At 36.2% G+C, this 12,067-nt stretch carries 13 protein-coding genes; 11 read left to right on the top strand and 2 right to left on the bottom strand.

Annotation, left to right across the window (positions count from 1 at the left end):
- Positions 1-5: 5 nt before the first annotated feature.
- The 9 genes from cobU to AC220I_RS05105 all read left to right on the top strand — a co-directional run bounded on the left by cobU (position 6) and on the right by AC220I_RS05105 (position 8,604).
- Positions 6-566 (top strand): bifunctional adenosylcobinamide kinase/adenosylcobinamide-phosphate guanylyltransferase, encoded by a 561-nt coding sequence (cobU, locus tag AC220I_RS05065; protein ID WP_486722735.1) that lies wholly within the window; start codon positions 6-8, stop codon positions 564-566.
- An 8-nt stretch (positions 567-574) separates the two neighbouring features.
- A complete protein-coding gene (cobS, locus tag AC220I_RS05070; protein WP_486722736.1) occupies positions 575-1,297 on the top strand; it encodes an adenosylcobinamide-GDP ribazoletransferase in 723 nt (240 codons plus the stop codon).
- A gap of 19 nt (positions 1,298-1,316) precedes the next feature.
- Entirely contained in the window at positions 1,317-2,717 is a 1,401-nt protein-coding gene (locus AC220I_RS05075) for a cobyrinic acid a,c-diamide synthase CobB (protein WP_486722737.1), read from the top strand.
- A gap of 111 nt (positions 2,718-2,828) precedes the next feature.
- Positions 2,829-3,635, top strand: a complete 807-nt coding sequence (locus AC220I_RS05080; RefSeq protein ID WP_486722738.1) for a ZIP family metal transporter — start codon at positions 2,829-2,831, stop codon at positions 3,633-3,635.
- A gap of 111 nt (positions 3,636-3,746) precedes the next feature.
- On the top strand, positions 3,747-4,622 hold the full coding sequence (locus tag AC220I_RS05085; protein WP_486722739.1) for an EamA family transporter: 876 nt from the start codon (positions 3,747-3,749) through the stop codon (positions 4,620-4,622).
- 223 nt (positions 4,623-4,845) lie between these two features.
- Positions 4,846-6,624, top strand: a complete 1,779-nt coding sequence (locus AC220I_RS05090; protein ID WP_486722740.1) for an FAD-dependent oxidoreductase — start codon at positions 4,846-4,848, stop codon at positions 6,622-6,624.
- 87 nt (positions 6,625-6,711) lie between these two features.
- Positions 6,712-7,092 (top strand): NusG domain II-containing protein, encoded by a 381-nt coding sequence (locus AC220I_RS05095; protein WP_486722741.1) that lies wholly within the window; start codon positions 6,712-6,714, stop codon positions 7,090-7,092.
- A 3-nt stretch (positions 7,093-7,095) separates the two neighbouring features.
- Positions 7,096-7,623: a Gx transporter family protein gene (locus AC220I_RS05100; RefSeq protein ID WP_486722742.1), complete on the top strand. Its 528-nt coding sequence runs from the start codon at positions 7,096-7,098 to the stop codon at positions 7,621-7,623.
- A 21-nt stretch (positions 7,624-7,644) separates the two neighbouring features.
- Positions 7,645-8,604 (top strand): polyprenyl synthetase family protein, encoded by a 960-nt coding sequence (locus AC220I_RS05105; RefSeq protein WP_486722743.1) that lies wholly within the window; start codon positions 7,645-7,647, stop codon positions 8,602-8,604.
- Positions 8,605-8,688: 84 nt separating this feature from the next.
- Here the strand turns inward: AC220I_RS05105 and AC220I_RS05110 are convergent, their stop codons facing one another.
- Together AC220I_RS05110 and greA are read right to left on the bottom strand one after the other, a co-directional pair.
- A complete protein-coding gene (locus tag AC220I_RS05110; RefSeq protein ID WP_486722744.1) occupies positions 8,689-9,183 on the bottom strand; it encodes a GAF domain-containing protein in 495 nt (164 codons plus the stop codon).
- A 151-nt stretch (positions 9,184-9,334) separates the two neighbouring features.
- Entirely contained in the window at positions 9,335-9,796 is a 462-nt protein-coding gene (greA, locus tag AC220I_RS05115) for a transcription elongation factor GreA (protein WP_486722745.1), read from the bottom strand.
- A gap of 148 nt (positions 9,797-9,944) precedes the next feature.
- Here greA and glsA point away from each other — a divergent pair, with 148 nt between their 5' ends.
- A complete protein-coding gene (gene glsA / locus AC220I_RS05120) occupies positions 9,945-10,862 on the top strand; it encodes a glutaminase A (protein WP_486722746.1) in 918 nt (305 codons plus the stop codon).
- 105 nt (positions 10,863-10,967) lie between these two features.
- Complete coding sequence (locus AC220I_RS05125) at positions 10,968-11,975, top strand: hypothetical protein (RefSeq protein ID WP_486722747.1); 1,008 nt, start codon at positions 10,968-10,970, stop codon at positions 11,973-11,975.
- Positions 11,976-12,067: the final 92 nt, after the last annotated feature.

Raw genomic sequence — 12,067 nt, forward strand, 5'->3', positions numbered from 1 at the left:
GTAAAATGGGACAAATTATTTTTATAACTGGCGGTGCAAGAAGTGGTAAGAGTACCTTTGCTGAAAAAAAGGTTCAAGAATTTGGCAGTAATATCATTTATGTGGCGACAGCAATCCCTTTTGATGAAGGCATGAAAGATCGAATTAAAAAGCATAGAGAAAGTAGGCCAAGTACATGGCATACGATTGAAGCCTATAAGGCATTCAATGTGCATTTTGCAAATGATATCGTAAAATCTTCTGATGCCATTATATTCGACTGTATTACGGTTATGGTAACGAATCTAATGATGGAACCAAAGGTAGATTTTGAAATGGTTGATATGGATTTTGTCAACACGTTAGAAAATAAGATCCAAGAAGAGGTTGAACTGCTATTAAAGACGGTCAGAGATACAGGACTTAACATTGTCATTGTGTCTAATGAAGTGGGCCTTGGCTTGGTACCCTTTTATAAGATGGGTAATTTCTTTAGGGATATCGCGGGCAGAATTAATCAAAAAATTGCAGCTGAGGCTGATGAAGTCTACTTTACAGTATCAGGCATTCCAATGAAAATTAAGTAGGTGGGTAAATGGACGCTCTTGTACTTATGATCTCCTTTTTTACGCGTATTCCTTTGGGCAACAAGGTTGCGTATTCTGATGAACTCTATAAAAAAAGCATAAAATATTTTATCTATGTGGGTTTAATCATAGGTGTTTTTTCAGCAATTCCATTTTGGATACTGCCATATGTATCAGCAGGTGTCAGGAGCATTTTGGTTATTTTATTGTATCTCATCATCAGTGGTGGCATCCATCTTGATGGCTTAGCAGATTCTATGGATGGTCTATTCAGCGGTCGTGATAAGACGCGTATGCTTGAAATTATGAAAGACTCAAGAATTGGCAGTTTTGGTGTCATTGGTCTAATTCTGTATTTTTTGATATTTTATCAATGTACACTTGAACTCGATGCCATTTATATTGTTTTGATGCCTTTTGTGGGAAAAAGTGCAGCTGCCTTTGTGGCTGGGTTTAGTGAATATGCACGAAATACGCCAGGTATGGGTACAATTTTTGTCAATGAACATACAAAAAAATCCTCGTTCGAGATTTTATTTTTAAATTTAGTAATAGGCTTTATTGCACTTGGCATAGAGGGTTTATTAATTGTCGGTATTACTTTCACATTGGCATTTTTGATGATGAAATGGATACTAGGGAAAATTGGGGGAATGACTGGTGATACAGTTGGGTTTACTGTTGAAGTATGTCAAATGGCTTTCCTTCTAATAGCAGTAATAATCTACTAAAAAGTGAGGATGCACAGTAATGAAAAAGGGAATAATTATTGCAGGTGCCTCAAGTGGCTCTGGTAAGACGACGATATCTATAGGCCTGATGAAGGCATTTAAAAATATGGGATTAAAGGTACAACCCTATAAAACAGGACCGGACTACATCGATCCAATGTTCCATAGAAAAGTCTTAGAGACTTCTTCATATAATTTACCTTTATGGATGGTATCTGATGAAAACATCCAGTATTTATTTAATAAAAGAAATCAAGCTGCTGACATTTCCATTATTGAAGGGGTTATGGGTTACTTTGATGGTCACAGCGTTAAATCATTTGAAGGTAGTACAGCATATCTGGCTGAACTATTAGAAATACCTGTGATGCTCGTGTTTAATGCAAGCAGTATGTCGCTTAGCGCTGCTGCAATCGTTAAAGGTTTTTCAGAGTTTAAAACGCCAAATCGAATCAAAGGGGTTATTTTAAACCAAGTTAATTCAGAATCCCATTATACGATGCTAAAAACAGCGATTGAGACGAATACAGATGTTAAATGCTATGGTTATTTACCTAAGAATAACTCAGTTGTTATTGAAAGCAGGCATTTGGGCTTGCTCCAGGCTGATGAAATCCTAGATTTAAATCATAAAATTGATTTAATTGCAGATCAAATGACTAAGACCATTGATATACATGCAATATATGAGGATTTTGAGTATTTTGAAAAATCTTGTGGCATTTCTGACCAAATGGAAAATACATTTAGCCAAATTAAAGAGATGCTGTCTTTTAGAGGCTCTTTGACGCTTGGCGTTGCAAGAGATCAAGCTTTTTCTTTTTATTATGATGAGAATATAGAAACGCTTTTGTCACTTGGTGTCAAAATCAAGTATTTTTCACCAATGACGGATGAGTATCTGCCTGAAAAGCTTGATGCGATTTATTTGGGTGGCGGATATCCTGAAGTATTCGCTGCAGAGCTAAGTGCCAATAAAACTTTTAGAGAGCAATTGTTCTTAAGATTAGAGGCTGGGATGCCTTGTTATGCAGAGTGTGGCGGATTAATGTACTTAACGGATCTGATTGAAGACCTAGATGGATGGCCTTTTGAAATGGTAGGTTTTTTCGATGCGAATACGCTTATGACAAAAAAGCTTCAAAGATTCGGTCATACGCATATAAATCTTAAAATCGAATCCAGTGACAAATTTAATAGGTCTTATAATATTGACTATAGAGCTCACGAGTTTCATAAGTCAATTATAGTTGAACATCAGCCGATCGATAAAATCATAACTTCTGAAAAAAGAGGAAAACAGTGGTCTTGTGGATACTTTAGAGAGAACACACTTGCTACGTATGCGCACAATCATTTTTATAGCAATTTAGAATTCTTAGCGTTTTTAATTGATTTGTGGACCATTAATAAATTGTAATAATCACAAGAACGGTGTTTACTCTATTGTTTATTAGGGCATAATAAAGATAAAGTTGGCTCTTGCCATATTCATTAAATAATGATAAGTGTCATAAAATAGGGAGGCATTATGGAAATTATTAAAAGTTCACCTGTATTACAAGCGTTATTGGCAACCTTGTTTACTTGGTTTGTGACAGCACTTGGTGCGGGGATGGTGTTTTTCTTTAAAGAAATCAATCGTAAGGTTTTAGATATCATGCTTGGATTTGCAGCCGGTGTCATGATTGCAGCGAGTTTTTGGTCACTTTTAAACCCAGCAATCGAGATGGCTGAACGAAGTGGACAAGTACCGTGGGTACCAGCAGTGGTTGGCTTTATGAGTGGTGGTATATTTTTGTTTGCTATTGATAAAGTGCTCCCGCATTTACACAGTGGCTTTCCAATGGAAGAGGTTGAAGGTGTAAAGACAAGCTGGCAGAGAAGTGTTTTATTGGTTTTAGCAATAACGCTACACAATATTCCAGAGGGATTAGCTGTCGGTGTTGCCTTTGGTGCACTGGCAGTAGGATTGCCAGAAGCGACATTGGGTGGTGCTATTGCACTGGCGATTGGTATTGGTATTCAAAACTTTCCTGAAGGTGCAGCCGTATCAGTGCCGCTTAGACGTGAAGGCTTCACAAGAAGAAAAGCCTTTTTATATGGTCAGGCTTCAGGCGTTGTTGAGCCGATAGCAGGTGTTATTGGCGCTTTGCTTGTCGTTACAATGCACACAATCCTGCCATATGCCCTGTCTTTTGCTGCAGGTGCTATGATATTCGTCGTGGTTGAGGAACTGATCCCAGAATCACAAAGAGAAAAGAATACAGATCTTGCTACCATGGGCGCAATGGTCGGATTTACTGTGATGATGCTTCTGGATGTAGCGCTTGGCTAATATTGACGGTGTTGGATGTAAATATTGAAATGTGACTTAAAGAGCATCTCTGGGGTATATATACCTGAGATGCTTTTTTTAACAAAAAAATATCATTAGAGGGTGGCGCATATGCTTTACTTATTATTGGCGACTTTTTGCAGTGCATCAATTGCATTATTGTTTAAGGTGACAGAATCGAGAGGAAATAATCGTATTGTGGTCAGTATGGCAAATTATGTAATTGCCAGCCTGATAGCAATCTATTTTATTTTTAAAGAGAATGCTTATATGGATTTTAAACCTTCACTCCTTATTGGTCAGAGTGGAGCAGTGCAAAGCAATTTTGTAATTCTAATGGGCCTTGCTACAGGTGTCTTTTTTTTACTAGGGTTCATATTCTATCAGAAAAGTGTTAAAGAGTCTGGTGCAAGCTTGGCAAGTATGTTTGGTAAACTGGGCATTTTGTTGCCGATGGTTCTGTCCATCGTCATATGGAAGGAGTATCCGACAAGGGTGCAATGGATTGGTATATTATTAGCTTTAATGGCAATTATACTGGTTAATTCAAAGCAAAATGTCAAGGTCGCTAAGGTTAAAAATATATCCTACGCATTAATCTTGTTGTTTATTTTTGGGGGTGTCGGTGATTTTTGCAATAAAATATTTCAAAAGTATGCAGTGATTTCATTTAAGCCTATTTTTCTTTTATGTGTCTTTGGAACCGCTTTTATATTGAGTTTTTCTATTATAAAAATTAAGAAATTCAGGGTTGAGAGAGAAGCCCTTTTGTTGGGTGCTATCGTCGGTATTCCCAACTTGTTTGCTTCATTTTTCCTAATAGAAGCCCTTCAGTATAAACCGGCAACTGTGGTTTTTCCGGTTTATAGTGCCGGCAGCATTCTGATTGTAATCGTCCTCAGTAGAATCTTGTTTAAAGAAGCCCTAAGGCCAATGGATAAAGTTGCTGTTCTCATGACCTTATGTAGTTTATTTCTAATACAATAAGGGTAATATATAAAAAAATTATTCTCGGGGTCTAAAAAGGCTAAAATAACCTATATTTTAACAAAATTTATCATCATTTATTGAATTTTTTTTAAAAACCAAGTTACTTAGTCGGATATTTTTGCTATAATATACTTTGAGGATAAGAAATAATAGTTTGATTGTGTCTAGATATAATTGTTAAAAAGATGACAACACAAATCAAACAGAAATGAGGGAAGACATGTCAAATTCTAAAAAAGTATTAATTTTAGGCGGTGGATATGCAGGGGTTAAAGCTGGAAAAACGCTTCATAAGATCTTTAAGCAAAATGATGACGTTGAAATCACTTTAATCGACAAAAATCCATATCATACCCTTATGACTGAACTACATGAAGTAGCAGGGCATAGGACTGAACCAGATTCGATTCGCGTAGACCTTAGAACGATTTTTAATGGTAGAAAGGTAAACGTTGTAACGGATCAAGTTGAAAAGATTGATCTTGAGCATAAAAAGGTCAATACTACTCGTAAGGTATTTGATTATGATTACTTGATTATTGCATTTGGATCAAGTACAAATTCTTTTGGTATACCAGGTATTGAAGACCATGCATATACGCTTTGGTCATATGATGATGCCATTAAAATTAGACATCAAGTTGAAAAGATGTTCCAACTTGCTGCTATTGAAGAAGATGAAGCCATTAGACGTCAAATGTTAACATTTGCTGTTGTCGGTGGTGGATTTACCGGTGTTGAAATGGCTGGAGAACTTGGCGAAGCCAAAGAACATCTTTCTGAGAAGTATGGTGTTAACAAAGAAGAAGTAACGGTTTACAACATTGAAGCTACTTCAAGAATCTTAAATACCCTTAAAGATGACAACCAAGTTGGAAAGGTTGAAAATCGTTTTAAGAAATTAGGGGTTACCTTGTTGAAGGATGCAGCGATTGTAAATGTTTTACCTGATAAATTCGAGTTAAAAGATGGTCGTGTAATTGCATGTAACACACTCATCTGGGGTGCAGGCATTAAGGTTAATAACTTCGTCGGATCTTTGGGCTTAAAAGCTGGAAGAGCAGGCAGAGTTCAAGTTAATGAATTTATGCAGACCTCAGAATACCCAGAGGTATTTGTTGCAGGTGATAACACTCATTATGAAGATCAAGATGGTCTTTTACCACAAATTGTTGAAGCTGCAGAACAATCAGGACATACCGCAGCTGAGAACATTGCAAATTTAATCAACGGAAAACCACTTCATGCTCATAAACAGGTTTATCATGGTTTTATGGTATCAGTGGGTTCAAGATATTGTGTTTCTGATAATAATGGATTAAAACTATCTGGCTTTTTCTCAATGCTTGTGAAGCATCTCGTGAATTTCTATTATCTTTTCACGGTAAGTGGTGTTGCCCAGCTATTTGAGTACTGGAGACATGAGTTTTTCCATGTAAAGAACAACAGATCTTTCTTAGGTGGCCACTTCTCAAAATCTTCACCAAACTTCTGGCTAGTACCATTTAGAATGTTTTTAGGTGTAATGTGGTTAATTGAAGGGCTTCACAAGATTGAAGACGGTTGGTTGACAACAGCAAAAATGGTTGCTTCAGATGCTGTAACTCAAGCAAGTGAATGGGTTGAAGAGGGTGCAACAGCAGTTGATCCATTAATCAAAGAAGTTCCAGGCCTTGTTCAATGGGCAATTGATAATATCGTCGCACCTCATGCGATTGGTTTCCAAACGATGATGGTTTTCGCTGAAATTGCATTTGGCTTAATGCTAATTGCTGGATTATTTACCTTTATATCTGCAGTTGCAACAACTGGTATGACTGTAGCAATCACCCTTACAGGTATGTCAGATGCTTCAATCCTTTGGTATTTCTTCGGCGGTATTGCTATGATCGCTGGTGCGGGAAGCACTTTTGGTTTAGACTATTATATCCTACCGCCACTTAAGAAATGGTGGAAGGGCACCGCATTTGCTAAAAAGTCATATCTGTATTTCCATTAAGCTAAAAGCTATAAAATTATTGGTGACAAATATAAATCGTATCTGCATTGCAGATACGATTTTCTAACGGATAAGGATGAGATAATTATGAAAAAGAATGATATTATCTTGATCATTGTCGTGCTCTTGCTTGGCGTGATCTCATACGGTGCAATGAACCTATTAAAGAAGGATGATGGCAGTGCACAAAAGGTTGTTATCAAGTATAGGGGCTCTGTAATTAAAGAATATCCGTTTACCGAAACCACAAAAGAGACATACACTTTGGATGATGGTGGTGAGTTGAATGTCGTACAAATTGAAAATGGTGCGGTTCAAATATCTGATGCAAACTGTAGCGATTTGATTTGTGTAAAGACAGGAAAGATAACGAAACCGGGTGAAATTATAGTTTGCCTACCTCATAAGTTTACAGTTGAGATTGTTTCAAGTGAAAATCTCAGTGAACTGGATGATATAGCGGAGTAGAAAATGAATAGAACAAAACGGTCTATAGATACAAGAAAATTGGTTTTAATATCAGTGCTCGTTGCCCAGGGAATGGTGCTTGGTTATATTGAAAAAATGTTACCGATACCATTTATTGTACCTGGTGCTAAGCTCGGCCTTGCCAATATTATCACCTTAACAGCAATATATTTTTTGAGTTTTAAGGAATCTTCAGCAGTCGTTTTATTGCGTGTGCTGTTGACCGCTGCTACGTTTGGTTCTCTATCAAGCTTTTTGTACAGTTTGGCAGGTGGCGTATTGAGTTTAGTCGCTATGGCTGGTGTAATAAAGGTCTTTAGAGATGAATTGAGCTTGATCAGTGTTAGTATTATCGGATCCATTTCACATAACATGGGTCAGTTATTTGTTGCGGCAATCATCATTCACAATGTGTTGATTTTTACTTATCTGCCTTTTTTATTGATAATTGCCGTTCCAACTGGAATCTTTGTAGGTCTTGTGGCAAAGGCATTGATTCAATATTTGAAACGAACCAATTTTATTAGATAAATTTGAACTAAAGGGGGTAAAATGTCCTTTAATTTGGAAGTAGAAGATGGCCAAAAAGACCTTTATAATTATTTGCAAAATGAATTAGGGGCTGTTAAGGCGCAAATTAATGTGCAAACACATTCTAAATTCAAAGAAGTTCAGTTCATAATTGATGATGTTATGAGCAATGAAGGCAAAATGCTAAGACCTTTTTTAGTGCTTTTAAGTGCGCAATTTGGCCACTGTGATGAAAAGAAAATTAGATTATTAGCCGGAGCAGTTGAAATACTGCACATGGCGACATTAGTACATGATGATATAATTGATGAGGCGGCCTTGAGAAGGAATAAACCTTCTATACAGAGTAAGTATGGTAAAGATATGGCTGTGTATGCAGGGGATTATTTATTGGCCAAGTCTATCAGTATTTTAAATGAAGAGACCTTTGATCCTAATAATGTTAAGCAGTTGGCTAAAACCATTTCAAAAATTTGCGAAAGTGAATTGATGCAATACCAGAATCGATTTAAAGCCCTGAGTATCAAAAATTATCTAAAGGTAATTTCAGGCAAAACAGCAGCCTTGTTTGCTGTGAGCTTGTATATTGGTGCACTTGAAAGTAACTGTGGTGAGGCGTTTGCCCGTCAACTCGGTAGAATAGGCTATGAACTTGGAATGGCTTTTCAAATAATAGATGACTTGTTGGATTTTAATGAAAATCAACAAAAGGTTGGAAAGAGTACCCTTACAGATTTTGCCAATGGTTATTTTACGATTCCAATTCTCTATGCGTTAAAGTCAAATCAAGTTGATTTGTCAACTTTCTCAAAAGAAGCCCTTACGGAGTTCGTTGTTGCAAACAATGGCTTGAAATCAGCTAAAAAGCTTGCAAAACGATATACTCAACGCGCATTTGACAGAATTAATTCATTGGAACCAAGTGATGCAAAAGAGGTCCTTAAACAATTTGCGACGCTCTTACTGGATCGAGATTATTAAAAACCGTCACTTTTATGAGCGCTTTCATAAAGGTGACGGTTTCATTTTTTTGTCCTATTGATTTTCTAAGAGTGATGCGTTTATTTACATTGGCCAGTCAATAGCAGATGAAAGATATTCTGCTATTTTTTCAAGCTCTTTCTTGTCGATCTCACTAAATCTGCCAATTTCAGGACTATCGATATCAAGAACGCCAATGAGTTGATTATCTTTTAATAAAGGGATGACAATTTCACTATTGGAGAATAGATCACATGCGATGTGACCAGGAAATTGATGAACATCTTCAACCACAATGGTTTCTCTTGCCTTTGCACTGGTTCCACAAACACCCTTGCCTAAATCAATCGTGGTTACAGCAGGTTTGCCCCAAAATGGCCCTAGTTTGAGTTGATTTTCTTTTAGTAGGTAGAACCCAACCCAGTTTAAGTCGTGCAGTAGAAAGCCAATTGTAGCCGCTGCGTTAGATGCATTTGCAACCCAATCTGTTTCATCCTGTAAAAATGTTACAAGGTTCTCTAAAATATAGGGATATAAGACTTCAGGTTCTTTACTGGTGCATGGATATATACAAGCCATATGATGCCTCCTTATTCGTTTCAATCATTTTTAGTATAATAAAAATCCAAGTAAGAATCAATCTATTTGAGGTAGGGTAAGATACCAAGGTTTTGTAACATTTGAGATATAAAAAAACAACCGCTTTTGCGGTTGTCTTTTGCTCAAATCATTAAAGTACTTCTAGGATTTCGATATTAACAAGACCGTTAGGTGACATAAATTCAACCTTAGCACCAGCTCGTTTACCCATTAGTGCGTTACCAATTGGTGATTCATTTGAAATTCTATTTTCAAGTGGATCAGATTCTATTTTTGTTACAATCATGATCGTGTCAACCTCTTGTGTATCCGCATATTTAATCTTGACAGTTGAATTGATGTTTACAGCATCTTTCTCAGCTGATTCTTGAACCAACTCATAGCTCTCAAGAATTTCCTTTAACTTAAGTATATCTGTTTCATTGTGAGATTGAGCTTCTCTCGCTGCATGATATTCAGCATTTTCAGATAAATCGCCAAACTCTCTTGCATGTTTGATTTCCTCAGAAATTTCATGTCTTTTGAGAATGAGTTCATCATACTCGCGTTGTAATTTTGCTAATGCAGCTTCAGTTAATAAAGTTTTCTTCATACCGCCATCTCCCCTAAAGTAGTTTGAACATATTATATATTATCAAATTGCAAGTTGTTTGTAAATTACATTTTTTTACCTAAAACCTATTTATTTTTTTATTCAGATTGTTATAATGGGAATTGAGGCTATGAAACGAGGTGGAATGATGCAAGATTTATTGTTTAATTTAATTGAAAATCATCAAAGCGAAACACACAATGGAAATGTTGCCAACTATATTCCTGAGCTAGGTAAGGCAAGAAAAGATGCACTTGGTATTTCGATTTATGACGTTAATGGAAGACTCTACCAGGCAGGTGATGTTGATGAGAAATTTACAATTCAAAGTATTTCAAAACCAATTGTATTATTACTTGCACTACTTGATAATGGTGAGGAAAAGGTATTTAGTAAGGTCGGCAAGGAACCAACTGGAGACCCCTTTAATTCTATTGTCAGACTTGAAACTTTTGATGAACATAAACCACTTAATCCAATGATTAATGCGGGTGCGATATCTGTTGCAGGCCTTATAAAAGGTAAAGATGCAAATGAGAAAAGTGATCGCATTTTAAACTTTATGAAAGAGATTACACGTAACAATGATCTTGAGATAAACAATGCCGTTTATGAGTCTGAATCAAGGACTGGCAATCGTAATCGTTCAATGGCTTATTTTTTAAAAGATTTTGGCAATATAGAAGGCCATGTAGAAGAGACACTTGAAGTATATTTTAAACAATGTTCTATTGAAGTAACTACGAAAGAACTTGCATATATCGGAGCAATTTTAGCGAGAAACGGTAAGGACTTAATCACTAAAAAACAAATATTTCCAGAACGTTATTGCCACATTGTAAAATCTTATATGGCAACCTGTGGCATGTATGATGGTTCAGGTGAATTTGCAATTAATGTTGGTATACCTGCGAAAAGTGGTGTTGGTGGTGGCATCATGTGTTCTGTTTACAATCGTATGGGTATTGGTGTTTTTGGACCAGCGCTTGACAGAAAGGGCAATAGTTATGCTGGGATTAAAATGCTTGAAGAATTATCAAAGCGTTTATCGCTCTCAATCTACTAAATATCTGTTATAATAAGTGTATTGTTATATATGGTGTTTATAGGGGTTATTAGTAACTTAATGAGCTCTTATGATTGTACTGGGAATTTAAGGAGTGCTAATGCGATGAAAAAAACGGCTTTGATCTTAATTTTATTATGTGCATTAACCTTAATGGCTTGCCAACTTCAAAGATCAAATTTAAAATATGACCCTGAGCTTGCGAGTTATGTTATTCAAAATCCAGCAGTTTACTATGGGGAAGCACAATATTATCACGAGGTTCAGAGTGTTGAAGCAGAGGAACTAGACCAAGTTCTTTTTGTTAGAGCTTCGGGCGAGATTAAGGATAATACGAGAGGTAAGACTCAGAACAATTTTAGCTTTAATTATACCTTTAAAATAACCGATCAAAGTATTTTTCAAATTTTAGACAACAATCGATTGAATGATTCTGATTTTAAGGAGATTGAGCTCTTAAGAAAACCAGTAGAAACGGGTAACACTTGGACTTTTGACGCAATAATGTTTAACAATAAAACGACTAAAATGACTGCCGAAATAATAGCATATGATGAAGTGACTAAAGTCGTTCAGGTCAAGTATACATCAAAGGACTATTCGGAAACGAGAAGTCTTATGCAAAATGTGGGTATAACAGATTTCACCAAAGAAGTCATTTATAAAGATGTTAAGGCCATCAGCGGGTTTCATATCGAAAATAAGATGCAAAGTGAGACAGCAGCCGTTGAGGAGAATGTTAATCCAATTGATGACGATTTTAAGGCCTTTGATGAATTTGTAGAGATTGCAATAAGTGACAAGGAACGTGATTTAATCTTTGGATTTAATCAGAATTACGCAAAAAGGATTCGTATGGAAGACAATCAAATTTTTGATTTTGTAATGCCTGAATCGCCAGCAAGTGAGAAAATTAACAACCTAAAGCCAACTGACATGGGAACATTTGAGTTTGTGTCATTTAAGCCTAAACTCAAAAGCCCAATTAATGAGGGTGTTAACATAGAAGTTGTTGAACTTTATGACTTAGGAGACACACAAAATTTTGTGAATACAGTCACTTACACCCTAAAACAGTATGGTGATCAGTTGATGATTTATGACTTCAAATAAAAGAACCTCATTATCTATGAGAATAGGTAATGAGGTTTATTTTTATCCTTTAGTGAAGACATTGCCTTTATATTTGACTTGATTTCTACCAG

Source organism: Fusibacter sp., from assembly GCF_057447755.1.

Coding starts and splice junctions, on each gene's coding strand:
- cobU (WP_486722735.1), top strand. CDS start 6: ATGGGACAAATTATTTTTATAACTGGCGGTGCAAGAAGTGGTAAGAGT.
- glsA (WP_486722746.1), top strand. CDS start 9,945: ATGCAAGATTTATTGTTTAATTTAATTGAAAATCATCAAAGCGAAACA.
- AC220I_RS05085 (WP_486722739.1), top strand. CDS start 3,747: ATGCTTTACTTATTATTGGCGACTTTTTGCAGTGCATCAATTGCATTA.
- AC220I_RS05075 (WP_486722737.1), top strand. CDS start 1,317: ATGAAAAAGGGAATAATTATTGCAGGTGCCTCAAGTGGCTCTGGTAAG.
- AC220I_RS05125 (WP_486722747.1), top strand. CDS start 10,968: ATGAAAAAAACGGCTTTGATCTTAATTTTATTATGTGCATTAACCTTA.
- AC220I_RS05100 (WP_486722742.1), top strand. CDS start 7,096: ATGAATAGAACAAAACGGTCTATAGATACAAGAAAATTGGTTTTAATA.
- AC220I_RS05095 (WP_486722741.1), top strand. CDS start 6,712: ATGAAAAAGAATGATATTATCTTGATCATTGTCGTGCTCTTGCTTGGC.
- cobS (WP_486722736.1), top strand. CDS start 575: ATGGACGCTCTTGTACTTATGATCTCCTTTTTTACGCGTATTCCTTTG.
- AC220I_RS05110 (WP_486722744.1), bottom strand. CDS start 9,183: ATGGCTTGTATATATCCATGCACCAGTAAAGAACCTGAAGTCTTATAT.
- AC220I_RS05105 (WP_486722743.1), top strand. CDS start 7,645: ATGTCCTTTAATTTGGAAGTAGAAGATGGCCAAAAAGACCTTTATAAT.
- AC220I_RS05090 (WP_486722740.1), top strand. CDS start 4,846: ATGTCAAATTCTAAAAAAGTATTAATTTTAGGCGGTGGATATGCAGGG.
- greA (WP_486722745.1), bottom strand. CDS start 9,796: ATGAAGAAAACTTTATTAACTGAAGCTGCATTAGCAAAATTACAACGC.
- AC220I_RS05080 (WP_486722738.1), top strand. CDS start 2,829: ATGGAAATTATTAAAAGTTCACCTGTATTACAAGCGTTATTGGCAACC.